We start from the raw sequence: 23,433 nt of genomic DNA, 5'->3' as shown, positions 1-23,433 counted from the left end.
ATGGCAACACGTACGTTGAGCAGGGTCGGCAAGGCCCTGCTGGCCCCGGCGCTCGCACTCGGCGCGACCGTCGGACTCGCCGCCGCCCCCGCCCAGGCCGCCGTCTGGAACTCCTGCGACCAGTGGGGCAACACCAGCCTGAACGGCTACACGCTCTACAACAACATCTGGGGCTCCGGCGCCGGCAGCCAGTGCGTCTGGGCCAACTCCGGTACCAACTGGGGTGTCTGGGCCAACCACCCGAACACCGGCGGCATCAAGTCGTACCCCAACTCCAAGAAGGTGATCAACAAGACGATCACCTCGCTCGGCTCGCTGTCCAGCAGCTACAACGTCACGGTCCCGTCGTCCGGCGCCTACAACACGTCGTACGACATCTGGGACACGGACTACGACTACGAGATCATGCTCTGGGTGAACTACAACGGCGCCGTCGGCCCGCTCGGCACCTCGCAGGGCAACGTCACCCTCGGCGGCCACACCTGGACCGTCTACAAGGGCAGCAACGGCGCGAACGAGGTGTTCTCGTTCCTGCGCACGTCCGACTCGTCGTCCGGCACCGTCGGCATCCTGCCGATCCTCAAGTGGATCAAGGACACGAAGGGCTGGTTCGGCAACGAGACCATCGGTGACGTGCAGTTCGGATACGAGATCACCTCGTCCTCCGGCGGGCTGGACTTCGTGACCAACAACCTCACCGTCAGCAGCAGCTGACGCCGGGGCCGGGGCCGGCCGGCGTTCCTACGCCCGGTCGACCTCGGCCCGCAGCGCGTTGTAGTCGGCGAAGGCCGCGTCGACGTCGGCGCGGGTCAGACCGTACCGGGACAGGTCGTAGCGGTGCGGCCGGGCGCCTCGGGGACGGGAGGCGATCGCCGGCAGCCGGGCCGCGTCGGCGTCGGTCCAGCGGGCGCCGACCGCCGCGTAGAGCTTCGGGGCGCCGGCGGCCGGATCGGAGCCCAGCCAGGAGTACGGGACGTCCACGAGTGCCTCGCGGGCGACGCCGGGCCGGGCCGCGAGGCCGCGCCGCACCGAGCCGCTCAGCAGCTCCAGCCAGGTGGCCCCGAGGCCGTGCAGGTCGACGGGGCGCGCGGTGATGGCCATCCCGTGCTCGATCAGGCTGCAGAAGGACGCCACGACGGCGGCCGGATCACGGTGGGTCCACACCAGGGTGGCGTCCGGGAAGACCGTGAGCAGCGCGTCGAGGTTCCCGGTGTGCAGCGGCGACTTCAGCACCCAGCGGCGGCGGGGGCGGCCGTACTGGAGCACCTGGTAGATCTGCTTGAGGTACGCGTAGTCGGGCACGTGGTCCCGCTCGTCGAGCGCGGCCCGGTAGGCGGGGATGCGGGCCTGGGACAGCGGCATGACGGTGTGCGGGAGGGCGAAGGTGCACTCCTCGGGGCCCTCGGCGGCCAGGGGGTGGATGTCGCGGTAGCGCGGGGCGAACAGGTCGATGCCGCCGACCATCAGCCGCGCCGCGCCGATTGCCTTCCGGCGCCGCTCGGCAGGTCCCTCCAGGTCCGGCGTCAGTAACTCCCACAACAGGGGACATCGGTGCTGCTCCGAAAGGGACAGCACACCGTGCGTGAGGGTGGTGGCGGTGCGTGGCAGACCCACCACGAACACCGGCCTCTCGATGGGCTCCCGCGTGATCCCGGGGTGCTCGGCGACGAGCCGCCGGACCCGGGCGCGGTTGGCGAGATGCCTGCGGACATGGCCCTGCGCGGACCACCAGCCGACCGGCGTCAGGTTCTCGTCCCGGGACCAGTCGCGAAGGAGCAGCCGGAAGTCGTCGGCGAACCGCTGATCGCCGTCGGCCTGTCCGGCCCCGGCGAGAAGACGGTCGAAGACGCGGTCGGGGGTGCGCCGGGAGCGGTGGCCCGGCCGGAGCAGCAGATCGGCCAGGGTGAGGGCGAGCGGGGGTGAGGACATGGGCGGGACACCCTTCGAAGCGGGGACGGGCGGACAGGGCGGACGGGTGGTCCTTACCCCTTCAACTCGCCTTTGCCTCAACGGGAGTTCACGGATGTCCCAGGTTTCGCGGACGGCCGGTCCCTCCCCTGAGCCGGGACCGGCCGCCCGGGATTCCCCTCCCCGCGCGGCTACTCCGTCACCGGCAGCCGCGCCCCGTCCCGCAGGAACAGCGGGAGGCGGTCCAGCGGGGCGTCGACGGTCACGGCCGCGCCGCCCTCGTACGTCTCGCCCGTCCACGCGTCCGTCCAGGTCGCGCCGGCCGGGAGGTAGGCCGTGCGGGCCGTGGCGCCCGCCGTCAGCACCGGGGCGACGAGCAGGTCCCGGCCGAAGAGGTAGGAGTCGTCCACCGACCAGGTCGCCTGGTCGTCGGGGAACTCCAGGAACAGCGGCCGCATCGGGGGCAGCCCCTCCTCGTGGGCCTCCCGCATCACCTGGAGGACGTACGGCTTGAGCCGCTCGCGCAGCCGCAGGTACTTCTCCAGCACCGCCCCGGCCGCCTCGCCGTACGACCACACCTCGTTCGGGCCGCCGGTCATGTCCGGGCCCAGCGGCATCCCCGGGTCGCGGAAGCCGTGCAGCCGCATCAGCGGGGACAGCGCGCCGAACTGGAACCAGCGGACCATCACCTCCTGGTACGCCGGGTCGCCCGGGTCGCCGCCGTGGAAGCCGCCGATGTCGGTGTTCCACCACGGGATGCCCGACAGCGCGGTGTTCAGGCCGGCCGCGATCTGCCGGCGCAGGGTCGCGAAGTCGGTACCGATGTCACCGGACCACAGGGCGGCTCCGTAACGCTGGCTGCCCGCCCACGCCGAGCGGTTGAGGCTGATGATCTCCTCCTCGCCGAAGGCGCGCAGCCCCTCGTAGAAGGTGCGGGCGTTCTCGGCCGGGTAGATGTTGCCGACCTCCAGGCCCGGACCCGCCCAGTAGCGCAGGTTCTCCTGGAAGCCGGGCTTCAGCTCCGGCTCGCAGGCGTCCAGCCAGAACGCCGTGATCCCGTACGGGGCCAGGTAGTTGTCGCGGATCTTCGACCACACGAACTCCCGGGCGTCGGGGTTCGTCGCGTCGTAGAACGCCACCTGGACCGTCGACGCGACGCCCTTGTCCGGCCAGTCGGCGTGGGCCATCGGGCCGTACTGGGTGCCGATGAAGAAGCCGCGCTGCTCCATCACCGGATGGTTCTCGCTCAGCGGCGACACGGACGGCCAGACGCTCACCACCAACTTGACGCCCAGCTCGTCCAGTTCGCGGACCATCGCCGCCGGGTCGGGCCACTCGGCCAGGTCGAACTTCCACTCGCCCAGGTGGGTCCAGTGGAAGAAGTCGCACACGATGACGTCGAGCGGCAGGCCTCTGCGCTTGTACTCCCGTGCCACGCCAAGGAGTTCCTCCTGGGTGCGGTAGCGCAGCTTGCACTGCCAGAAGCCCGCCGCCCACTCCGGCAGCATCGGGGTGCGGCCGGTGGCCGCGCTGTAGCGGCGCTGGGCGTCGGCCGGGGCCCCCGCCGTGATCCAGTAGTCGATCTGCCGGGCCGAGTCCGCGACCCAGCGGGTGCCGTTGCCGGCCAGCTCCACCCGGCCGATCGCCGGGTTGTTCCACAGCAGGGTGTAGCCGCGGCTGGAGGTGAGCACCGGGATGCCCACCTCGGCGTTGCGCTGGACCAGGTCCAGGACCAGGCCCTTCTGGTCCAGGCGGCCGTGCTGGTGCTGGCCGAGACCGTACAGCTTCTCGTCGTCGTAGGCGGCGAAACGCTGTTCCAGGCGGTGGTGGCCGTTCCCGACGGCCGTGTACAGGCGGGTGCCCGGCCACCAGAAGTGGGCGCGTTCCTCGGCCAGGATCTCCGTCCAATCGTCCGTCCGCAGGAACCGGATCACGCCCTCGGCGCTCACCTCGACGGTGAGGGCGCCGACGGTCAGCCGGCCCTCGGAATCGGTGATCTTGACGCTGCTCTCGGTGGCCGGCGGCTCGTCGAGGAGCGCGCCCGGCAGCCCCTCGAGGATCGGCCCGCCGAGCCGGGCGCGCACCCGGACGGCGTCCGGACCCCACGGCTCGACCCGCAGGGTCTCCTGGCGGCCGCTCCACTCCAGGGCGCCGCCGTGCTCACGGAAGGTGCCGACCGTGGGCGACGACTGCGCGAGGCTGACCTGAGGCTGGTTCTCGGCAGGCTGGTTCATGTGAGGTGCTCCTTGAAGGAGTGCAGACATGGCGGTGCCCTGGCAAGGGGCGCTACGGCGGAGGGGCGGGGTGGGTCAGGAGACGGTGGGGGCCGGTCCCGTGCTCGCCCGGACCGTCAGCTCGGGCGCGATCAGCACGACTTCGTCGCTGCCGTGCCCCTCCAGCTTGGCGACGAGGCGTTCCACGGCATGGCGGCCCATCTCCTGCGCGGGGATGGCGACCGACGTCAGCCGCACCGAGGCCTGGACGGCGACCTGGTCGGGGCAGATGGCCACCACCGACACGTCCTCCGGTACGGCCCGGCCCTGCTGGCGCAGCAGCGCGAGCAGCGGCTCGACGGCCGACTCGTTCTGGACGACGAAGCCGGTGGTGCCCGGACGCTCGTCGAGGACCCGGGCCAGGGTCACGGCCATCGCGTCGTACCCGCCCTCGCACGGGCGGTGCAGCAGCCGCAGGCCCAACTCCTTCGCCCGGTACCGGAGTCCGTCGAGGGTGCGCTCGGCGAAGCCGGTGTGCCGTTCGTAGACGGCCGGCGCCTCGCCGATGACAGCGATGTCACGGTGCCCCAGCAGGGCCAGGTGCTCCACGCACAGCGCGCCGGTCGCCGCGAAGTCCAGATCGACGCAGGTCAGACCGGAGGTGTCGGCGGGCAGCCCGATCAGCACGGACGGCTGGTCGGTGGAGCGCAGCAGCGGCAGCCGCTCGTCGTCGAGCTCGACGTCCATCAGGATCATCGCGTCGGCGAGCCCGCTGCCGGTGACACGGCGCACGGCGTCGGGACCCTCCTCGCCGGTGAGCAGCAGGACGTCGTACCCGTGCGTGCGCGCGGTGGTGGCCACCGCGATCGCGATCTCCATCATCACCGGCACGTACATGTCGGTGCGCAGCGGGATCATCAGCGCGATGATGTTGGACCGGCTGCTGGCCAGTGCGCGGGCGCCCGCGTTCGGGTGGTAGCCGAGCTCCCGGATGCTCTGTTCGACCCGCTGCCGGGTGTTCGTGGAGATGGACCGCTTGCCACTGAGGACATAGCTCACCGTGCTCGCCGAGACTCCGGCGTGCTGGGCGACCTCGGCGAGGGTGACCATCCAGCTCTCCAAGTTTTGTGAAGCGCTTCGACAGTGCGCAGGGCGAACAGGGGCGGGTGAGGGAGGGTGGTTCGACAGTAGCTCTAGCGGGGGTGGGTGTCCATAGGTTGTCGAAGCGCTTCGACAGCGAGTTGTGGGGGATTGGTGAAGAAGAGTACGGCACGCTTTTCCGGCCCCCGCGGCCGCCACTCGTTCGGCGCAAGCCGCGCACCGACGACCGGTGCGTCCCCGGCGGCGGAGCGGGCGCCGCGGCCCCGAAGGGAACAGGCCACCCGGACCGGAGCCTTACGCCTCCGCCACCGGCCGGAGGCACGCGCGTGGGGTGGCCACCTCGCCCCGGATCGGGTACCAACGATCGGGTAGCACCCATCGGTAACCAATGTGGCCCGAGATCCCGATTCGCGGCGAGGTGAGCCTCATGTCCGCACCACCCCTCAAGAAACCCACCGTCACGGAGCGCGAGGCACGCCAAGTCGCCGAAGCGGCGCGGGAGCAGGACTGGCGCAAGCCCAGCTTCGGCAAGGAACTGTTCCTCGGCCGCTTCCGGCTGGACCTCATCCATCCCCATCCGCTGCCCACCGACGAGGCCGTCCGGCGCGGAGAGCAGTTCCTGACGAAACTCCGCGCCTTCTGCGAGACGAAGGTGGACCCGGCCCTCATCGAGCGTGAGGCCCGCATCCCCGACGAGGTGATCAACGGGCTCAAGGAGCTCGGCGCCCTCGGCATGAAGATCGACCCCAAGTACGGCGGCCTCGGCCTCACCCAGGTGTACTACAACAAGGCGCTGGCCCTGGTGGGCTCGGCCAGCCCCGCGGTCGGCGTGCTGCTCTCGGCGCACCAGTCGATCGGCGCACCGCAGCCGCTGAAGCTGTTCGGCACCCCGGAGCAGAAGCAGCGGTTCCTGCCGCGCTGCGCCCGCACCGACATCAGCGCCTTCCTCCTCACCGAGCCGGACGTCGGCTCCGACCCGGCGCGGCTCGCGACGAGCGCGGTGCCGGACGGGGACGACTACGTCCTCGACGGGGTGAAGCTGTGGACCACCAACGGTGTGGTCGCCGACCTGCTGGTCGTGATGGCCCGGGTGCCGAAGAGCGAGGGCCACCGGGGCGGCATCACCGCCTTCGTCGTGGAGGCGGACTCGCCCGGCATCACCGTCGAGAACCGCAACGCCTTCATGGGCCTGCGCGGCATCGAGAACGGCGTGACCCGCTTCCACCAGGTCCGGGTCCCGGCCGCGAACCGCATCGGCCCCGAGGGCGTGGGCCTGAAGATCGCCCTGACCACGCTCAACACCGGACGCCTCTCGCTGCCCGCGTCCTGCGTGGCGGCGGGCAAGTGGTCGCTGAAGATCGCCCGCGAGTGGTCCGCCGCCCGTGAGCAGTGGGGCAGGCCGATCGCGCACCACGAGGCCGTCGGCGCGAAGATCAGCTTCATCGCGGCGACCACCTTCGCCCTGGAGGCGGTGCTCGACCTGTCCTCCCAGATGGCGGACGAGGACCGCAACGACATCCGGATCGAGGGCGCGCTGGCCAAGCTCATCGCCTCCGAGCTGGGCTGGCGCATGGCCGACGAGCTGGTCCAGATCCGCGGCGGCCGCGGCTTCGAGACGGCGGCCTCGCTGGCCGCCCGCGGCGAGAAGGCCGTCCCCGCCGAGCAGGTCCTGCGCGACCTGCGGATCAACCGCATCTTCGAGGGCTCGACGGAGATCATGCACCTCCTCATCGCCCGCGAGGCCGTCGACGCCCACCTCTCGGTGGCCGGTGACCTGATCGACCCCGACAAGTCCCTCCAGGACAAGGCGAGGGCGGGTGCGAACGCGGGTGTCTTCTACGCCAAGTGGCTGCCGAAGCTGGTGGCGGGACCAGGTCAGCTGCCGTCCTCCTACCCGGAGTTCAAGCACGGTATCGACCTCTCCCCGCATCTGCGGCACGTCGAGCGGCACTCCCGCAAACTCGCCCGCTCCACGTTCTACGCCATGTCCCGCTGGCAGGGCCGGATGGAGACCAAGCAGGCCTTCCTCGGCCGGATCGTCGACATCGGCGCGGAGCTGTTCGCGATGAGCGCGGCCTGCGTGCGCGCCGAGATGCTGCGCTCGCGCGGCGAGAACGGCCGGGAGGCCTACCAGCTCGCCGACGCGTTCTGCCGCCAGTCCCGCATCCGCGTCGACGAGCTCTTCGGCCGGCTGTGGAGCAACACCGACGACGTGGACGGCAAGGTCGTCAAGGGCGTCATGGCCGGCACCTACGAGTGGCTGGAACACGGCGTCATCGACCCGTCCGGGGACGGTCCCTGGATCGCCGACACCACACCGGGACCCAGCGAGCGGACGAACGTCCACCGTCCCATCCGCTGAGCGGCGCCGGGACGTGGGTCCGCCACCGCGCGCACTCACGTCCCGGCGGCGCCGCCCCCGGCCCCCGGTGCCCTCCTGGTCAGCACCCTGACCACGTTCGTCGGAACGGTGATCACCCGGCTCCTGGCCCGGGCGGTCACCGCCAGTTCGACCCAGCGCGGCAGCGGATCCGGCGGCAGGCAGGCACCGGCCCGCAGCTCGAGACGCCTGACGAGCTGCGACTCCAGCTGCCACAGCGCGATGTCCAGGCCGCCCTCGGGGACGTCGTACGACAGCGTCCGCGTGAACTCGGACTCCGTGTTCACCGAGATGGTCGACCTGGTGAGCCGGGACCACTGCGCGCTGGCCTGCGCGGCGAGGAACGGGATGTCCAGCTTCGCCTCGAGGCCGATGGTGGTCGCCAGCTCCCGGGTGGTCTCCTCGCTGACGCCCACGCGGACCGTCCGCTCGTCGGTGAACTGGCTGGGCCCGTCGGCGGACACCACCCACAGCAGCCGCCAGCGCTGCACATGACCGAGCCGGAACGTCAGTACCTCGGAGGCCGCGCCCAGCTGCGACGACGCCAGCGTGCCGAAGCCTGGCTCGCGCGCGAGCAGCCGGCGGGTGAACGCCGGGGCGGAGATGCTGCGCGAGACCAGCCAGGCGGACTGGCGGTGCTGGAGCTCACCGAGCGAAGAGCCCACCGACTCGCCCGGGAACGCGGGCGGTTCACGATGGGTCAGGGCGATGGTGCGCCGGTTCGTGGCCGTGCTCATGGCCGGGGTCCGTTCTGCCCGCCCCGGGCGGGCGGCCCGGCCGGCCGGTGCAGCGCCCGGTGGTGGATGTCGGCCGCGCACTGCGCGATGGATTCCACCGCCCTGAGCGCGAAGGCGAGATCGCCCGACCGGTCGCCGGTCAGACTGACCTCGAGGGTCTGGTTCCCCGCCACGGTCACCTTCAGCAGCCCGTCGGTCGTGTGGGCCGAGGTCGGGTACAGCACATGCAGGGTCACCGGGACCCGGCCGGCCCAGACCACCTGACCGGTCACCGCGATCCTGTCCGAGCGGACGACATGGCGCAGCCCGCTGTACTTCGCTATCAGGTCCCGGTCACGGGCCAGCCGCTCCTGACCCTGGGGCGAGTCGGTCCAGCCCGGCACCGACAGCGGCACGGGCCCCTGCGCCGCCGCATCGGGAACCGCGACGGTCCCGCCCGCCGAGCCCGCCGGGTCCGTCGGGTCCGGCGGCCCCTCGGCCACGATCAGGTTCTCCCGCGTCAGCTCGTAGTAGTGCCGGTCGCCCCGGACGAAGAGGAAGTGCCGGGCCGACGCGAATCCGCGGCTGTCCGTGCCCAGGCTGGCGAAGAAGAAGTCGTGGTTGTGCCCCTGGGCGTTCACCGTGTCCCGGTATCCCTCGATGTCCCCGGAACTGAGGTTGCGCAGCTGGTTGGGATGGTGGCTGTGCCAGCTGCCCAGATGCTCGATCTCGGGGTACCGCTTCTCCAGCCGCCGGAACTCCTGGATCTGGAACTCCGTGTCGCCGCGGTGGAACGTGGGGGTGCGCTCCGCCCGCGGCCCGTCGTCGATGTAGTCCACGACATGCAGTTCCAGCCGCTCCATCGCCTCATGGCGCGCGTCCAGGCGTTCGGACCGCTTCGTGCCCCGGATGAACCCGACGTACTTGCCGCCCACCTCCACCTTCGGATGGCCGAGGATCTCCTGTGTGAAGCGATGGGTCACCCGGGGCCGTACGAAGACCCGCAGCGTGGCTGGGCATTTCCTCCGGGCTGTTCCGAACATCTCCACCGTCCTCACTCGCTGTCCGTGTCGGGCTCGGTGGCCGGCCCACAGGCGAGATGGCACCCGGTGAGCGGCCGGAGCAGGATGCGCGTGTTGTCGTACGAATTGCCGAAGAGGCCTTCGGCCCGGCGGATGCCGACGGTCAGCCAGTTGAAACTCGGCTGGAGCAGATACCGCGAGCGGCGGCCGCCCAGCAGCGAGAGCACGTAGTGGGCGTGGTACGAGGCCACGATGGAGATGTCGGCGGCCAGCCCGGAAGCGGCGAAGTCGGTCTCGCCCAGGCCGTAGATCCGCTGCTGTTCCTCGTCGGTGAGTTCCAGCCAGTCGTCGAGGTCCAGGCCCCGGTCCATGCAGAACTTCAGCTTGCAGTCGTGGCAGCCGGTCTCGCCCGGAAGATAGGCGTACACCTCACCGCCCAGTCCGGTGCGGAACACCATGCCGAAGACGCATGGGACGCGGCTGCGCACGCACAGCTCGTTGACGTAGTTGCGGGCCACGGCGTCGTCGACCGCGCACACCACCAGGGCCGCCCCGGCGATCGCCCGCTCGATCTCGGGGGACCTGGTCACGTCGTGCGGGTAGGAGTCGACCCGGCTCGCCGGATTGCGGTCCACGAGCCATTCCGTGGCGATGTCGGTCTTGAGCCGCCCGAGGTCGCTGCGCCGCGCCGGATGCTTGACCAGGTTCTCCGGCTGGAGCACGTCGGGGTCGAACAGCGCCCAGTCGCGGATGCCGCACATGGCCAGGCGCTCCATGACCACGGTCCCTCCGCTCCCCAGGCCGACCAGGACGATCCTGGCCCGGCCCAGTGCGGAGGTGTCGAGGAGATAGTCGATACGGGATGTGTCGAGCACCGCGTCAGCGGTCATGCCAGGACCTCCTCAGATGCCCGGTGGCCCCGGTCAGTGGGGCTGCTGCGGGCCCGGCCATACCTGCCGCTCGACCCAGACCTCGTACTTGTTGAGCCAGATCGCCGCCTTCGCGACCACGGCGGCCGCCGAGAAGAAGGAGGACCACTGTCTGCGACGCATCACACAGATCGTGCCGTCCGCGTACATGTGAGGGTTCTTCACCGGCGTCCAGCCGTGCGGCCAGACCTGCGGAAGGCTGTGCGGATAGCCGTCGGGCAGATCGATCCAGATGCCGTACTGGGTACCGGCGAACGTCCGCAGCGTGCCCCGGGCGACCGCCCACGTGCCCGCGCGCGGAGTCGTGGAATCCAGGACGAACGAGGGGAAGTGCAGCGCCAGGATGCGCCTCTCCTCGGCCAGCCGGCCGCCCACCGGGTCGGCGCCGATGACCAGGCTGCGGGTGACCTTGATGTCCCTCGCCCCGCCCGCCACGTCAGGACCGGCCCGTCCGGGAGTACTCCCCCTTCTGGTCGGCGATGCCGACGATCGGCTTGTTGATGAACCCGGCGGGCGACTTTCCGGCGGCATAGATGTTGCCGTCCTCGCCGACCTCCACGAGGTCGTTGTCACCCAGCGATGACAGCAGTTGCTCCGCCTCTGCGCGGCTCGTCATCAGAACCCCCCGATCGATCCGCAGATCCTGCGCGAAAGCTAGCGGCAGGGGTAGGTGAAGTGCCAACGAAATAGGCGAAACGGTCTGGATGGGGAGCAGTATGAAAAACTTCGTACAGCGGGCGGCGGGAAACATGCATCACCGGCCAGGTTCGGCCGTGCGTCGTGGGGCATACGCGACCGGTGTGCCCTCCCGGGGGACACCCCGGTCCTGCCGCGCACCCGTTGCGGCAACAATGGGGGGATGAGCGACAGTCCAGCCCCCCTCGCCGACCCGCACCTCGTCTACGACCCGGTCGCGGGCGACGGCCCGAAGGACGTGGTGATCCTCGGCTCCACCGGTTCGATCGGCACGCAGGCCATCGACCTCGTGCTGCGCAACCCGGACCGCTTCCGGGTGACCGGCCTGTCCGCCAACGGCGGCCGGATCGCCCTCCTCGCCGAGCAGGCCCGCAGGCTGCGGGTACGGACCGTCGCGGTCGCCCGCGAGGACGTCGTGGCGGCCCTGCGCGAGGCCCTCGCCGCCGAGTACGGGACGGGGGAGCCGCTCCCCGAGATCCTGGCCGGCCCGGAGGCCGCCACCCTGCTCGCCGCCTCCGACTGCCACACCGTCCTCAACGGCATCACCGGCTCCATCGGCCTCGCGCCCACCCTCGCCGCGCTCCGGGCGGGCCGCACCCTCGCGCTCGCCAACAAGGAATCGCTCATCGTCGGCGGCCCGCTGGTCAAGGCGCTGGCCGAGCCCGGCCAGATCATCCCGGTGGACTCCGAGCACGCCGCCCTCTTCCAGGCTCTCGCCGCCGGCACCCGCGCGGATGTGCGCAAGCTGGTCGTCACCGCCTCCGGCGGCCCCTTCCGGGGCCGCACCAAGCGGCAGCTGGCGAACGTGACGGTCGAGGAGGCCCTCGCCCACCCCACCTGGTCCATGGGCCCGGTGATCACGATCAACTCCGCGACCCTGGTCAACAAGGGACTGGAGGTCATCGAGGCGCACCTGCTCTACGACATTCCCTTCGACCGCATTGAGGTCGTCGTGCATCCCCAGTCGTATGTCCACTCGATGGTGGAGTTCACGGACGGATCGACGCTGGCCCAGGCGACGCCCCCCGACATGCGCGGGCCGATCGCCGTCGGTCTGGGCTGGCCCCGGCGCGTGCCCGACGCGGCGCCCGCCTTCGACTGGAGTACGGCGTCGACGTGGGAGTTCTTCCCGCTCGACAACGAGGCCTTTCCCTCGGTGAACCTCGCCCGGCACGTGGGCGAGCTCGCGGGCACGGCCCCGGCGGTGTTCAATGCCGCCAACGAGGAGTGTGTGGAGGCGTTCCGCAAGGGCGCGCTCCCGTTCAACGGGATCATGGAGACCGTCACCCGGGTCGTGCAGGAGCACGGCACGCCGGCGACGGGAACTTCACTCACCGTGTCGGACGTCCTCGAAGCGGAGACCTGGGCACGGGCCCGGTCCCAGGAACTGACGGCTACCGCGGAGGCGCGTGCATGACAGCCCTGATGATGATCCTCGGCATAGTCGTCTTCGCGGTCGGCCTGCTGATCTCGATCGCCTGGCACGAGCTGGGACACCTGTCCACGGCCAAGCTCTTCGGCATCCGGGTTCCGCAGTACATGGTCGGCTTCGGCCCGACGATCTTCTCCCGGAAGAAGGGCGAGACCGAGTACGGCGTCAAGGCGATCCCCTTCGGCGGCTACATCCGCATGATCGGCATGTTCCCGCCGGGCGACGACGGCCGGATCACGGCCCGCTCCACCTCACCCTGGCGCGGCATGATCGAGGACGCCCGCTCGGCCGCGTACGAGGAGCTCCAGCCGGGCGACGAGACGCGCATGTTCTACACGCGCAAGCCGTGGAAACGCGTCATCGTGATGTTCGCGGGCCCGTTCATGAACCTGGTGCTCGCGGTGGGCCTGTTCCTCACCGTCCTGATGGGCTTCGGCATCCAGCAGCAGACCACCACCGTCAGCTCGATCTCCCCCTGCGTCATCTCGCAGAGCCAGAACCGCGACGAGTGCAGGTCGACCGACCCGGCCTCCCCGGCCGCGGCCGCCGGCATGAAGCCGGGCGACAAGATCGTCGCCTTCGCCGGGGAGAGGACGGCCGACTGGGACACGCTGTCCGACCTGATCCGGGTCAGCGCAGGCAAGGAGGTGGCCATCGTCGTCGACCGGGGCGGCAAGGAACTGACCCTGCACACGACGATCGCCACCAACCAGGTCGCCAAGAAGAACTCGGACGGCACCTACGTCCAGGGCGAGTACATCAAGGCCGGCTTCCTCGGCTTCAGCGCGGCCACCGGCGTCGTCAAGCAGGACTTCGGTGACTCCGTGTCCTGGATGACCGACCGCGTGGGCGAGGCCGTCGACTCCATCGCCGCCCTCCCCGGCAAGATCCCGGCCCTGTGGAACGCCGCCTTCGACGGCGCTCCGCGCGAGCCCGACTCACCCATGGGCGTGGTCGGCGCGGCCCGTGTCGGCGGTGAGATCTTCACTCTGGACATCCCGGCCTCGCAGCAGCTGGCCATGGCCGTGATGCTGGTCGCGGGCTTCAACCTCTCCCTGTTCCTCTTCAACATGCTCCCGCTGCTGCCGCTGGACGGCGGGCACATCGCGGGCGCCCTGTGGGAGTCCCTGCGCCGCAACCTGGCCAAGCTCCTGCGCAGGCCGGACCCGGGCCCGTTCGACGTGGCGAAGCTGATGCCGGTGGCGTACGTGGTGGCGGGCATCTTCATCTGCTTCACGGTGCTGGTCCTCATCGCGGACGTGGTGAACCCGGTGCGCATCTCCTAGCCACCCTCTCGTCACACATGGTTCGGGGCGGCCCGGGACGATATGTTCCGGGCCGTCTCCCGTCATGTTCCGGGCCGCCCTCCATCGAGTGGGTTTGACGGCGGCCGGGTCCTCCCGTCGAGTGGTTCGCGGTGGGGGAGTGCTCGGGCCGGGGCCGGTGCCGTAATCTCGAAGCCTGGAACCCGCCTGAAGACGGGACCTGGGCCTTGATCCACGACTTGGGGTTGCACAGCAGATGACTGCGATTTCTCTCGGCATGCCGTCCGTTCCGACCAGGGTTGCCGAGCGCCGGAAGAGCCGGCAGATCCAGGTCGGATCCGTGGCGGTCGGCGGAGACGCCCCGGTGTCCGTGCAGTCGATGACCACGACCCGTACCTCCGACATCGGCGCCACCCTCCAGCAGATCGCCGAGCTCACCGCCTCCGGCTGCCAGATCGTCCGGGTGGCCTGCCCCACCCAGGACGACGCCGACGCGCTGGCCACGATCGCCCGCAAGTCCCAGATCCCGGTGATCGCGGACATCCACTTCCAGCCGAAGTACGTGTTCGCCGCGATCGAGGCGGGCTGCGCCGCGGTCCGGGTGGCTCGCTGGACCGCCGCCTGCTCCAGAAGTACGGCAAGGCGACCCCCGAGGCCCTCGTCGAGTCCGCCCTGTGGGAAGCCTCCCTCTTCGAGGAGCACGACTTCCGCGACATCAAGATCTCGGTCAAGCACAACGACCCGGTCGTGATGATCGAGGCGTACCGCCAGCTCGCCGCCCAGAGCGACTACCCGCTCCACCTCGGCGTCACCGAGGCGGGCCCCGCCTTCCAGGGCACGATCAAGTCGGCGGTCGCCTTCGGCGCCCTGCTCTCCCAGGGCATCGGCGACACGATCCGCGTCTCCCTGTCGGCCCCGCCGGTCGAGGAGGTCAAGGTCGGCAACCAGATCCTGGAGTCCCTCAACCTCAAGCAGCGCGGCCTGGAGATCGTCTCCTGCCCGTCCTGCGGCCGCGCCCAGGTCGACGTCTACAAGCTGGCCGAAGAGGTCACCGCCGGCCTCACGGGCATGGACGTCCCCCTCCGCGTCGCCGTCATGGGCTGCGTCGTCAACGGCCCCGGCGAGGCCCGCGAGGCCGACCTCGGCGTCGCCTCCGGCAACGGCAAGGGCCAGATCTTCGTGAAGGGCGAGGTCATCAAGACCGTCCCCGAGTCGAAGATCGTGGAGACCCTCATCGAGGAGGCCATGAAGCTGGCCGAACAGATGGAGGCGGACGGCATCACGTCCGGCGAGCCGTCGGTATCGGTCGCGGGCTGACCGTCCCGAACGCCTGAGCCACGCCGGGCGCGGCCGGCCCCGTCCGGCCCGCCCGGTGCGGCCGGGGGCGAGGCCCGACCGTCTCGGGCTCGTGTACCGGCCCGGACCCAGCCGGTCCCGCCCGGTGGTTGAGGGCGGGGGCGTCTGGGGCTTGCGGCGCAGGGTCGGCTGTACCCAGGCCGTCCGGGGTTCGGGGGCGAGGCCGTCCTCGGCTCCGGTGTCGGGTCGGGTGCGTCCGGCCTGTCCGTTGTCCGAGGGCGAGGGCCGGCTGTTCCGGTCAGTGGTCGGGGGCGGGGGCGTCTGGGGCTTGCGCGGAGGGCCGGCTGTATCCAGCCCGTCCGGCGTTTGAGGACGAGGCCGTTCAGGCCGACAGCGGGGGGCTGGGGGCGGCAGCCCCCGGGGGACGGCACGACACCCGACGGTCACCTGCAGACGAACGCCGGCTGAACACGGGTCGGCACCGCCCAGCTTCCGCAGGTACAGTGCGGGGACCAGCAGACCTGAGTGTGAGGCCCCGCGCGTGTTGACCCAGACCACCTCCCGGGTCCTCGAACCGAGCGACCTGGACGCCGCGCTCGCCGTCCTCGACCGCGAGCCGGTCGCCAACGCCTTCGTCACCTCCCGCGTACAGGTCGCCGGCCTCGACCCGTGGCGCCTCGGCGGCGAGATGTGGGGCTGGTACGAGGACGGCATGCTGACGTCCCTGTGCTACGCGGGCGCCAACCTCGTCCCGATCTGCGCGACACCGCGAGCGGTGCGCGCCTTCGCCGACCGCGCCCGCCGGGCGGGCCGCCGCTGCTCCTCGATCGTCGGCCCCGCCGAGCCGACCACCCAGCTGTGGCGCCTCCTCGAACCCCACTGGGGCCCGGCCCGCGAGGTCCGCACCCGGCAGCCCCTCATGGTCACCGACCGCATGCCCACCGACATCGCCCCGGATCCCTACGTCCGCCGCATCCGCAAGGACGAGATGGACACGATCATGCCGGCGTGCGTGGCGATGTTCACCGAGGAGGTCGGCGTCTCCCCGATGGCCGGCGACGGAGGCCTGCTCTACCAGGCCCGGGTGGCCGAACTCGTCGGCTCCGGACGCTCGTTCGCCCGCCTCGACGACCGGGGCAGGGTCGTCTTCAAGGCGGAGATCGGCGCCGCGACCTCCCACGCCTGCCAGATCCAGGGTGTGTGGGTGGCCCCGGAGTACCGGGGCCAGGGCCTGGCCGCCCCCGGCATGGCGGCGGTCCTGCGCTACGCCCTGGCCGACGTGGCCCCGGTGGTCAGCCTCTACGTGAACGACTTCAACACCACGGCGCGGCGCACCTACAGGAGGGTGGGCTTCCAGGAGGTCGGCGCCTTCATGAGCGTCCTCTTTTGAGGCCCCTGTAGGCTCCCCGCCATGGACCTCGTGATCGGCCCCCTGGACCTCCCCGCCCATGTGGACGAGGCCCTGGCCGTACAGGCGATCGCCTTCGGACTGGGCCCCGACGAGGTGGCCGTCCGCCGCCAGATCGTCCTGCGTCACATGGCGCACCCGGGCGCGAGAGCCTTCGGCGCGACCGTCGGGGAGCGACTCGTCGGCTTCGTCTACGGCATGCCCAACGACCGGGCCCACTGGTGGTCGACGGTCGTACAGCCCTACCTCCGGGCCCAGGGCAACGAGCAGTGGCTGGACGACTCCTTCGTGATCACGGAACTGCATGTCCACCCCGCCCACCAGAACCGCGGCGCGGGCCGGGCCCTGATCACCACGATCACCGACACCGCGACCCAGCCGCGCTCGATCCTCTCCGCGATCGACACCGAGAGCCCCGCCCGAGCGCTCTACCACTCCCTGGGCTACCAGGACCTGGCCCGCCGCGTCCTGTTCCCCAGTGCTCCCCGTCCTTACGCGGTGATGGGCGCCCCGCTCCCGCTCCTGCGGGGATAACGGATTTCCGGCCCGCCACGCTCCCCGGCTAACCTCCTAGCCAACACCCTCCCTCGCTCTCGGTGGCGCTCGAGCGGGGGACCCCCTTCGGCAGGAGTACGAGAACCATGGCGAACGCACCGGTCCAGCGCATGTCCCAGTTGATGGCGAAGACGCTGCGCGACGACCCTGCGGACGCCGAGGTCCTGAGCCACAAGCTCCTCGTCCGCGCCGGGTACGTCCGTCGTACCGCAGCCGGCATCTGGTCCTGGCTGCCGCTCGGCAAGAAGGTCCTCGCCAACGTGGAGCGCATCGTCCGCGAGGAGATGGACGCCATCGGCGCCCAGGAGGTCAGCCTCCCCGCCCTGCTGCCGCGCGAGCCCTACGAGGCGACCGGCCGCTGGGACGAGTACGGCCCGGAGCTGTTCCGTCTCCAGGACCGCAAGGGCGGCGACTACCTCCTCGGCCCCACCCACGAGGAGATCTTCACGCTGATCGTGAAGGACCAGGCGTCCTCGTACAAGGACCTGCCGGTCATCCTCTACCAGATCCAGACGAAGTTCCGTGACGAGGCCCGCCCCCGGGCCGGCATCCTGCGCGGCCGTGAGTTCCTCATGAAGGACTCCTACTCCTTCGACACCGAGGACGAGGGCCTCGCGCAGTCGTACGCCCTGCACCGCCAGGCGTACCGGAAGGTGTTCGAGCGGCTCGGCCTGGACTACCGCATCTGCGCGGCGACCGCGGGCGCGATGGGCGGCTCCAAGTCGGAGGAGTTCCTCGCCCCGGCCGCCGCCGGCGAGGACACCTTCGCCGACTGCCCGAACTGCGACTTCGCGGCCAACACCGAGGCGATCACGTACGAGTTGCAGCCGGTGGACGCCGACGGCGTGGCCGCTCTCGAGGAGATCCCCACCCCGGACACCCCCACCATCGAGACCCTCGCCGCCCACCTCGGCGTCCCGGCCTCGGCCACCCTGAAGAACCTCCTGGTGAAGGTCGACGGCGAGATCGTCGCCGTCGGTGTCCCCGGCGACCGCGAGGTCGACCTGGGCAAGGTCGAGGCGCACTTCGCCCCGGCGCCCGTCGAGCTGGTCACCGCCGAGGACTTCGTGGGCCGCCCGGACCTGGTCCGCGGTTACGTCGGCCCGCAGGGTCTGGACAAGGTGAAGTACATCGCCGACCCGCGCGTGGCCCCGGGCACCGCCTGGATCACCGGCGCCAACAAGGAGGGCCTGCACGCGAAGAACGTCGTCGCGGGCCGGGACTTCGAGGTCGGCAGTTACGTCGACGTCGTGGTCGTCCAGGAGGGCGACCCCTGCCCGAAGTGCGGCACCGGCCTCAAGCTGGACCGCGCCATCGAGATCGGCCACATCTTCCAGCTGGGCCGCAAGTACGCCGACGCCCTCAAGCTCGACGTGCTCGGCCAGAACGGCAAGCCGGTCCGCGTGACCATGGGCTCGTACGGCATCGGCGTCTCCCGCGCGGTCGCCGCCCTCGCCGAGCAGAGCGCCGACGAGAAGGGCCTGTGCTGGCCCGCCGAGGTCGCCCCGGCCGATGTGCACGTCGTCGCGGCGGGCAAGGCCCTCCAGACCGAGCTGGCGCTCGACGTCTCCGAGAAGCTGCGCGCGGCCGGGCTGCGTGTCCTGGTCGACGACCGGGCCGGCGTCTCCCCGGGCGTGAAGTTCACCGACTCCGAGCTGATGGGCGTGCCGAAGATCCTGGTGGCGGGCCGCCGCTCGGCCGAGGGCGTCCTGGAGCTGAAGGACCGCAGGACCGGCGAGCGCGAGGAGCTCACGGTCGACGAGGCGATCGCCCGGCTGACGGCCTGATTCTCAGCAACGTCTCAGGGATTTCTGCCGGGGCGTACGGCCGCCTCACAGACTCCTCTCAGACCGTTCCCCGACCGTAGGACGTGACAGAACGTCACTGCGGAGGGGAACGGTCATGGCGACCAGGGAAGAGGAACGGGGGGCCGCGGCAGCGGTCCGCAGAGGTGCGCGGCGTACGGCCGCCCTGGCCGCGGCGGTCACGCTCGCGGCGGCGGCCGGGGTGTTCGCCCTGGTCGGCACCATGCAGGCCGACGCCGGGACGACGGCGAGCGGCACGAGCGGCAACTCCGGCGCCAGTTCCAGTTCGAGCTCCTCGGACACCGGCTCCCCGGACACCGGCTCCACCGACACGGGCACGACCGACGGCAGCAGCACAACCGACGGCGGCAGCACCGACAGTGGTACGGACTCCTCGTCGAGCGGTTCGTCGAGCGGTTCGTCGTCCTCCGACAGCGGCAGCGCCTCCTCGGACAGCGGTCTCACCTCCTCCTCCGGCGGCTCCACCGACTCCACCTCGGGAGCGTCGTGATGAGCGCCTCCCCCGGGTCCCGCACCAAGGCCGCCGCACAGTGGCGTGCCCTCGGCACCACGGTCCGCCTCGTCGTCACCGACCCGGCCCTGCTGGAGTCGTGCAACCTGCTCCTCGCCCGGCATCTCGCCGAGGTCGACGCGGCGTGCAGCCGCTTCCGCGCCGACTCCGAGCTGGCCGCCCTCGACGGCACGGCCGGCCGGCCCGTCCGGGTCAGCCCGCTGCTCGCCGAGGCCCTCTACGTGGCCCTGCGCGCGGCCGAGGCCACCGACGGGACGGTGGACCCCACCGTCGGCTCCGCGATGGACGCCCTCGGCTACGACCGCGACTTCACCCTCGTCCGCGAGGACGATCGCCCGGCCCGGCTCACGGTCCGGCGCACCCCGGGGTGGCGCACCGTGCGCCTGGACCGGGCGACCGGCACGGTGACCGTCCCCGAGGGCATCCGCCTCGACCTGGGCGCGACCGCCAAGGCGTGGGCCGCCGACCGGGCCGCGGGGACGCTGGCCGCGGCGGCCGGCTGCGGCGTCCTGGTGAGTCTGGGCGGTGACACGGCCGTCGCGGGGGAGTCCCCGGCGGGCGGCTGGCAGATCCGCGTCCAGGACATCACGGGAGCCGTCGACGAGGTCCCCGCCGAGGGGCCCTGCGACTCGGTGGGTCTGCGCGGCGGGGGCCTGGCCACCTCGGGCACGACCGCCCGGCGCTGGCGGCGCGGCGGTCACGACCTGCACCACATCGTCGACCCGCGTACCGGCCTGCCGGTCCGTTCCCCGTGGCGCACGGTCTCCGTCGCCGCCGGGACCTGCGCCGACGCCAACGCGGCGAGCACGGCGGCCCTGGTGAAGGGCGCGGCCGCGGAGCGGTGGCTGCGTCGGCGGGGCCTGCCGGCCCGTCTGGTGGCCCAGAACGGCACCGTCGTCACCACGCCCGGCTGGCCCACGTCGGCCGCTCTCCCGCGGGAGGCGGCCGCGTGACCTCCGAGACCCTCTGGTACGCCAACCGTGCCACGGGTGCCGTCTGCCTCGTCCTCTTCACGGTCGTCGTCCTGCTGGGAATCGCGGTCCGGACGAGAACCCGGCTCCCGGGGCTCCCCCGGTTCGGCACGATGAGCCTGCACCGCACGCTCTCCCTCTCCGCGACCGCGTTCCTGGCCCTGCACATCGCCGCCGCGGTCGTGGACGGCTATGTCGACATCACCGTCGTGGACGTCCTCGTCCCCTTCGTCGGCGACTACCAGCCCCTCTGGCTCGGCCTCGGAACGGTCGCGCTGGACCTGATGCTCGCCGTCGTGGTCACCAGCCTGCTGCGGGCGCGCCTCGGTCACCGCGCCTGGCGAGCCGTCCACCGGCTGGCGTACGTCTCCTGGCCGGTCGCGCTCGTCCACGGCATCGGCATCGGCACGGACACCGGCGCCGACTGGATGACCTGGTTGACCGTCGCCTGTGTGGCCACGGCGGTCGCCGCCTTCGCCGCCCGCCTCGCACACGCCGCCCGGACCGGCCGCCGCACGCCCGCGACCCTCCTGCGCGCCGCCGAAGGAGCCCGACCGTGACCGCCACCTTCCCGGACCTCCACCTGCCCCCACGACTCCTCGCCCCCGACGCCACCCCGGCCGACCTGGCCGTCCACCAGCGGCGTTACGGCCCGCTGTCCCACGGAGACCCCGAGACCCTGCTCCGCACGGTCGCCGAGTCCGGGCTCACCGGGCGCGGCGGAGCCGGCTTCCCGACGTACCGCAAGCTCGTCTCCGTCGCGGAGGCCGGCCGGCGTACCGGCCGGGCTCCCGTGGTCGTGGCCAACGGCGCCGAGGGCGAACCGGCCAGCCACAAGGACAAGGCCCTGCTACGCCTGTCGCCCCATCTCGTCCTGGACGGGCTCCAGTTGGCCGCCCGCACGGTCGGCGCGGGGGAGGCGTACCTCGCCGTGGAGGACGGCGTGACCTGGCTGGAATCCGCCCTTGCCCAGCGCACCGCGGACCCGCTGCCGGTGAAGGTCGTCCGCCTGCCCAGGTCGTTCCTGTCCGGCCAGGCCGCCGCCCTCGCCCGGTACGTGTCCGGCGGCGCGGCCCTGCCCACCCACCAGCGCCCGCCGGTCCGCGAGCGCGGAGTGCACCGGGCCCCGACCCTCGTACAGAACGTCGAGACCCTGGCCCACCTCGCGCTGGTCGCCCGCTACGGCGCCGGCTGGTACCGCACCGCCGGTACCCCGACGCAACCCGGCAGCGCGCTGTGCACGCTTCATGTGCCGGGCCGCGAACCCCGGGTGGTGGAAGCGCCCTACGGCCTGCCCCTGGGCCGGCTGGTGCCGCTGGAAGGCGCCCGGGCGGTGCTGGTCGGCGGTTACCACGGCACCTGGATCCCGGCCCCGGAGGCGGCTCGACTGGGCCTGGACGGCAGCTGCCTGGGCGCGGGCGTGCTCGCCGTGCTGCCCGTCGACCGCTGCGGTCTCGCCGAGACAGCCCGGGTCCTGCGCTATCTCGCCCTCCAGTCGGCCGGCCGGTGCGGCCCCTGCCTCAACGGCCTGCCCCGCATCGCCACCGCCTTCCGTACCCTCGCCGCACCCGGCCCCCAGGGCACGGTCCGCGCCGACCTGGCCCGCTGGTCGGGACTGGTCGAGGGCCGGGGCGCCTGCCATCACCCCGACGGCACCGTCCGTCTGGTCCGCAGCGCACTGACCGCCTTCGCCGCCGAGGCCGACGCGCACGCCCGGGGCCACTGCACCGCGACCGACCACACGCCCCTGCTGCCCGTCCCCGAGGAGGACTGACCCATGAGCACGGCCCAGCACCTCGACATCGACTGGACCGCCTGCCAGGGGCACGGCCTCTGCGCGGACTTCCTCCCCGAACACATCGTCCTCGACGAATGGGGCTACCCCCTGGTCGACGGCGCCCCGGTCCCGGCCGGCACCGTGCGACGGGCCCGCCGGGCGGCGGCCGACTGCCCGGTGCTCGCCCTGGCGTTGGTTCCGGGGCGGGCGGGCCGGGGGGAGGACGGGGAGGTCAGCAGACCTCGGCCGCGAGGACGCCGTAGGGCGTGAGTTCCCGTGGGAGTTCCACCCGCATACCGCAGAAGCACCACAGGAGGCTGCCCCGTGAGGCAGGGGCGCCGAGGTCGACCATCAGAATGTCGCGAACTTCCCGGAGCACGTCACTCAGTTGGAAGCCTCTGGCCACGCGGATACTGACCTCATCCGGGTCCCAGACCGCAATTTTGGGCAAATTGTCTGCCAATGAAATGTGGATGCACACAACTGTCTCCCCAGGGATGCACAACGACACGAGTGCTCCGCTCCGGGAGGTCAGCGGCTGACTGATGGTAGCCGCGACTCTCGCGGCTAGGGGGAGTTTCGGTCATATTCATTCGTAGGGAATGCGTCGGTTTGCGGAATCCCCGGGAGCGGGCATCGCGGCACGTTGGGCCGGGAGGGATGCCCGCTGACCTCAGGTGATGCGGCTGACCTGCAACATTGCCTCGGCATCCTTCAGCAGGGCTCGTTGACGTGCCTCCGGCAATTGCCGGTACAGCTTGAGGAGTCGTGCCTCCCGCTCGTCCCCGCTGGGTCCGGGCGCGGGACGGCCGACCGCCTCGAAGAACTCCCTCGGTGTCGTCGCCACGCCCCAGCGCCGGAACACGTCGACCATGGCCCGCAGCTTCTCCGGGTCGATGCGGGAGGTGCCGCGCGTCCGGTTCATCCACGCGTTCAGCGTCGGGTACGAGATGCCGGCCGCCGAGGCCAGGTCCTTCTGGGTCTTCCCCGGCGCCTGTGCCAGCAGACGTTCGAGCAGAATCGCGAGGTCCGCGTCCTGGCGTGGCGGATCATTGCCGGGCGTCGGGTCTCCTGGGCGGTGTTGCTGGTTCGTCACGCCTCAGAGGATCGGCCATCGATATCTACAAGCGCAAGTAGATCGCAGACCGACAATCAGGGCTGTTAGTGCACGCCGGAGCGTTACCGGACCAGTCGCGCAATTCTGCGCCCCCCTGCGTCCTCCTTGTGCCGCCACACCCGCACCTTGCGTTCCGTGCACAACTTGACACTGTATGCATCTACGTGAAGACTGTAGATAGGCCCGGCGGCGGGTCATCCGGCTCGCGGAGGAAGTGGGCGGCAAGCGCCCTTCCGGTGAGAGTCGATGGCTCTGGGTTCCCGGCGCCTTGCGCGGCGAAGTCATGTCGTCACCCACATCTTTGATGCCG

At 71.3% G+C, this 23,433-nt stretch carries 22 protein-coding genes and 1 pseudogene; 14 read left to right on the top strand and 9 right to left on the bottom strand.

Features of this window, described 5'->3' with window-relative positions; genetic code table 11:
- Window positions 1–714 carry a hypothetical protein gene (locus ASD48_RS11420; RefSeq protein ID WP_057601450.1) on the top strand — a complete coding sequence of 238 codons (714 nt, stop codon included), beginning with the start codon at window positions 1–3 and terminating at the stop codon, window positions 712–714.
- A 27-nt stretch (window positions 715–741) separates the two neighbouring features.
- Here ASD48_RS11420 and ASD48_RS11415 read toward each other — a convergent pair whose 3' ends face one another.
- From ASD48_RS11415 to ASD48_RS11405, 3 genes are all read right to left on the bottom strand, one after another.
- On the bottom strand, window positions 742–1,929 hold the full coding sequence (locus ASD48_RS11415) for a sulfotransferase (RefSeq protein ID WP_057601449.1): 1,188 nt from the start codon (window positions 1,927–1,929) through the stop codon (window positions 742–744).
- A 170-nt stretch (window positions 1,930–2,099) separates the two neighbouring features.
- Window positions 2,100–4,142 carry a glycoside hydrolase family 31 protein gene (locus ASD48_RS11410; RefSeq protein WP_057601448.1) on the bottom strand — a complete coding sequence of 681 codons (2,043 nt, stop codon included), beginning with the start codon at window positions 4,140–4,142 and terminating at the stop codon, window positions 2,100–2,102.
- Between the two features lie 75 nt (window positions 4,143–4,217).
- Window positions 4,218–5,231 (bottom strand): LacI family DNA-binding transcriptional regulator, encoded by a 1,014-nt coding sequence (locus tag ASD48_RS11405; protein ID WP_057601447.1) that lies wholly within the window; start codon window positions 5,229–5,231, stop codon window positions 4,218–4,220.
- Between the two features lie 418 nt (window positions 5,232–5,649).
- Here ASD48_RS11405 and ASD48_RS11400 point away from each other — a divergent pair, with 418 nt between their 5' ends.
- A complete protein-coding gene (locus ASD48_RS11400; RefSeq protein ID WP_057601638.1) occupies window positions 5,650–7,584 on the top strand; it encodes an acyl-CoA dehydrogenase family protein in 1,935 nt (644 codons plus the stop codon).
- Between the two features lie 35 nt (window positions 7,585–7,619).
- Here ASD48_RS11400 and ASD48_RS11395 read toward each other — a convergent pair whose 3' ends face one another.
- The 5 genes from ASD48_RS11395 to ASD48_RS44160 are packed head-to-tail and all read right to left on the bottom strand — an operon-like array spanning window position 7,620 to window position 10,885.
- Window positions 7,620–8,339: a hypothetical protein gene (locus tag ASD48_RS11395; protein ID WP_057601446.1), complete on the bottom strand. Its 720-nt coding sequence runs from the start codon at window positions 8,337–8,339 to the stop codon at window positions 7,620–7,622.
- On the bottom strand, window positions 8,336–9,361 hold the full coding sequence (locus ASD48_RS11390; RefSeq protein ID WP_157880619.1) for a hypothetical protein: 1,026 nt from the start codon (window positions 9,359–9,361) through the stop codon (window positions 8,336–8,338). Before ASD48_RS11390 ends, ASD48_RS11395 begins: the two co-directional genes overlap by 4 nt.
- Window positions 9,362–9,372: 11 nt before the next feature.
- Window positions 9,373–10,230 carry a ThiF family adenylyltransferase gene (locus tag ASD48_RS11385; protein WP_057601444.1) on the bottom strand — a complete coding sequence of 286 codons (858 nt, stop codon included), beginning with the start codon at window positions 10,228–10,230 and terminating at the stop codon, window positions 9,373–9,375.
- A gap of 33 nt (window positions 10,231–10,263) precedes the next feature.
- The gene (locus ASD48_RS11380; RefSeq protein WP_057601443.1) at window positions 10,264–10,704 is read right to left on the bottom strand and encodes a ubiquitin-conjugating enzyme E2; all 441 of its coding nucleotides are present in this window, start codon (window positions 10,702–10,704) and stop codon (window positions 10,264–10,266) included.
- A 1-nt stretch (window position 10,705) separates the two neighbouring features.
- Window positions 10,706–10,885: a hypothetical protein gene (locus tag ASD48_RS44160; protein ID WP_020128630.1), complete on the bottom strand. Its 180-nt coding sequence runs from the start codon at window positions 10,883–10,885 to the stop codon at window positions 10,706–10,708.
- Window positions 10,886–11,128: 243 nt separating this feature from the next.
- On the opposite strand from ASD48_RS44160, the gene dxr reads away from it, so the two are divergent.
- The 12 genes and pseudogenes from dxr to ASD48_RS11320 all read left to right on the top strand — a co-directional run bounded on the left by dxr (window position 11,129) and on the right by ASD48_RS11320 (window position 22,276).
- Entirely contained in the window at window positions 11,129–12,382 is a 1,254-nt protein-coding gene (gene dxr, locus ASD48_RS11370; protein ID WP_057601442.1) for a 1-deoxy-D-xylulose-5-phosphate reductoisomerase, read from the top strand.
- Window positions 12,379–13,683 (top strand): site-2 protease family protein, encoded by a 1,305-nt coding sequence (locus ASD48_RS11365; protein WP_057601441.1) that lies wholly within the window; start codon window positions 12,379–12,381, stop codon window positions 13,681–13,683. Before dxr ends, ASD48_RS11365 begins: the two co-directional genes overlap by 4 nt.
- 235 nt (window positions 13,684–13,918) lie before the next feature.
- Window positions 13,919–14,845, top strand: a pseudogene (locus tag ASD48_RS11360) (flavodoxin-dependent (E)-4-hydroxy-3-methylbut-2-enyl-diphosphate synthase).
- Window positions 14,842–14,979, top strand: coding sequence for a hypothetical protein (locus ASD48_RS46150; protein WP_348983212.1), 138 nt, complete (start codon window positions 14,842–14,844; stop codon window positions 14,977–14,979). Before ASD48_RS11360 ends, ASD48_RS46150 begins: the two are co-directional and overlap by 4 nt.
- 520 nt (window positions 14,980–15,499) lie before the next feature.
- Complete coding sequence (locus tag ASD48_RS11355) at window positions 15,500–16,348, top strand: GNAT family N-acetyltransferase (RefSeq protein ID WP_057601440.1); 849 nt, start codon at window positions 15,500–15,502, stop codon at window positions 16,346–16,348.
- A 21-nt stretch (window positions 16,349–16,369) separates the two neighbouring features.
- Window positions 16,370–16,900: a GNAT family N-acetyltransferase gene (locus ASD48_RS46145; RefSeq protein ID WP_057601439.1), complete on the top strand. Its 531-nt coding sequence runs from the start codon at window positions 16,370–16,372 to the stop codon at window positions 16,898–16,900.
- A 107-nt stretch (window positions 16,901–17,007) separates the two neighbouring features.
- Window positions 17,008–18,708, top strand: coding sequence for a proline--tRNA ligase (locus tag ASD48_RS11345; RefSeq protein ID WP_057601438.1), 1,701 nt, complete (start codon window positions 17,008–17,010; stop codon window positions 18,706–18,708).
- Window positions 18,709–18,823: 115 nt separating this feature from the next.
- Window positions 18,824–19,237: a hypothetical protein gene (locus ASD48_RS44155; RefSeq protein ID WP_157880618.1), complete on the top strand. Its 414-nt coding sequence runs from the start codon at window positions 18,824–18,826 to the stop codon at window positions 19,235–19,237.
- Complete coding sequence (locus tag ASD48_RS11335; RefSeq protein WP_057601436.1) at window positions 19,237–20,211, top strand: FAD:protein FMN transferase; 975 nt, start codon at window positions 19,237–19,239, stop codon at window positions 20,209–20,211. The genes ASD48_RS44155 and ASD48_RS11335 overlap by 1 nt, the downstream gene beginning before the upstream one ends.
- Window positions 20,208–20,789: a ferric reductase-like transmembrane domain-containing protein gene (locus ASD48_RS11330; RefSeq protein WP_057601435.1), complete on the top strand. Its 582-nt coding sequence runs from the start codon at window positions 20,208–20,210 to the stop codon at window positions 20,787–20,789. Before ASD48_RS11335 ends, ASD48_RS11330 begins: the two co-directional genes overlap by 4 nt.
- Complete coding sequence (locus ASD48_RS11325; RefSeq protein ID WP_057601434.1) at window positions 20,786–22,003, top strand: NADH-ubiquinone oxidoreductase-F iron-sulfur binding region domain-containing protein; 1,218 nt, start codon at window positions 20,786–20,788, stop codon at window positions 22,001–22,003. Before ASD48_RS11330 ends, ASD48_RS11325 begins: the two co-directional genes overlap by 4 nt.
- 3 nt (window positions 22,004–22,006) lie before the next feature.
- Window positions 22,007–22,276 (top strand): ferredoxin, encoded by a 270-nt coding sequence (locus tag ASD48_RS11320; RefSeq protein ID WP_057601433.1) that lies wholly within the window; start codon window positions 22,007–22,009, stop codon window positions 22,274–22,276.
- 403 nt (window positions 22,277–22,679) lie between these two features.
- On the opposite strand, the gene ASD48_RS11310 is transcribed toward ASD48_RS11320, so the two are convergent.
- Window positions 22,680–23,102 carry a helix-turn-helix domain-containing protein gene (locus tag ASD48_RS11310; RefSeq protein ID WP_057601431.1) on the bottom strand — a complete coding sequence of 141 codons (423 nt, stop codon included), beginning with the start codon at window positions 23,100–23,102 and terminating at the stop codon, window positions 22,680–22,682.
- Window positions 23,103–23,433 lie beyond the last annotated feature (331 nt).

Origin of the sequence: Streptomyces sp. Root1310, assembly GCF_001426425.1 — a bacterium.
Taxonomy (GTDB): domain Bacteria; phylum Actinomycetota; class Actinomycetes; order Streptomycetales; family Streptomycetaceae; genus Streptomyces.
Note: the sequence above shows the minus strand (reverse complement) of the source record. Positions and strands in the feature narration are given on the sequence as shown.

Bases quoted from the DNA above. Each gene is read 5' to 3' on its own strand.
- ASD48_RS11420 (WP_057601450.1), top strand. From the start codon at position 1: ATGGCAACACGTACGTTGAGCAGGGTCGGCAAGGCCCTGCTGGCCCCG.
- ASD48_RS11415 (WP_057601449.1), bottom strand. From the start codon at position 1,929: ATGTCCTCACCCCCGCTCGCCCTCACCCTGGCCGATCTGCTGCTCCGG.
- ASD48_RS11410 (WP_057601448.1), bottom strand. From the start codon at position 4,142: ATGAACCAGCCTGCCGAGAACCAGCCTCAGGTCAGCCTCGCGCAGTCG.
- ASD48_RS11405 (WP_057601447.1), bottom strand. From the start codon at position 5,231: ATGGTCACCCTCGCCGAGGTCGCCCAGCACGCCGGAGTCTCGGCGAGC.
- ASD48_RS11400 (WP_057601638.1), top strand. From the start codon at position 5,650: ATGTCCGCACCACCCCTCAAGAAACCCACCGTCACGGAGCGCGAGGCA.
- ASD48_RS11395 (WP_057601446.1), bottom strand. From the start codon at position 8,339: ATGAGCACGGCCACGAACCGGCGCACCATCGCCCTGACCCATCGTGAA.
- ASD48_RS11390 (WP_157880619.1), bottom strand. From the start codon at position 9,361: ATGTTCGGAACAGCCCGGAGGAAATGCCCAGCCACGCTGCGGGTCTTC.
- ASD48_RS11385 (WP_057601444.1), bottom strand. From the start codon at position 10,230: ATGACCGCTGACGCGGTGCTCGACACATCCCGTATCGACTATCTCCTC.
- ASD48_RS44160 (WP_020128630.1), bottom strand. From the start codon at position 10,885: ATGACGAGCCGCGCAGAGGCGGAGCAACTGCTGTCATCGCTGGGTGAC.
- dxr (WP_057601442.1), top strand. From the start codon at position 11,129: ATGAGCGACAGTCCAGCCCCCCTCGCCGACCCGCACCTCGTCTACGAC.
- ASD48_RS11365 (WP_057601441.1), top strand. From the start codon at position 12,379: ATGACAGCCCTGATGATGATCCTCGGCATAGTCGTCTTCGCGGTCGGC.
- ASD48_RS46145 (WP_057601439.1), top strand. From the start codon at position 16,370: ATGGACCTCGTGATCGGCCCCCTGGACCTCCCCGCCCATGTGGACGAG.
- ASD48_RS11345 (WP_057601438.1), top strand. From the start codon at position 17,008: ATGGCGAACGCACCGGTCCAGCGCATGTCCCAGTTGATGGCGAAGACG.
- ASD48_RS44155 (WP_157880618.1), top strand. From the start codon at position 18,824: ATGGCGACCAGGGAAGAGGAACGGGGGGCCGCGGCAGCGGTCCGCAGA.
- ASD48_RS11335 (WP_057601436.1), top strand. From the start codon at position 19,237: ATGAGCGCCTCCCCCGGGTCCCGCACCAAGGCCGCCGCACAGTGGCGT.
- ASD48_RS11320 (WP_057601433.1), top strand. From the start codon at position 22,007: ATGAGCACGGCCCAGCACCTCGACATCGACTGGACCGCCTGCCAGGGG.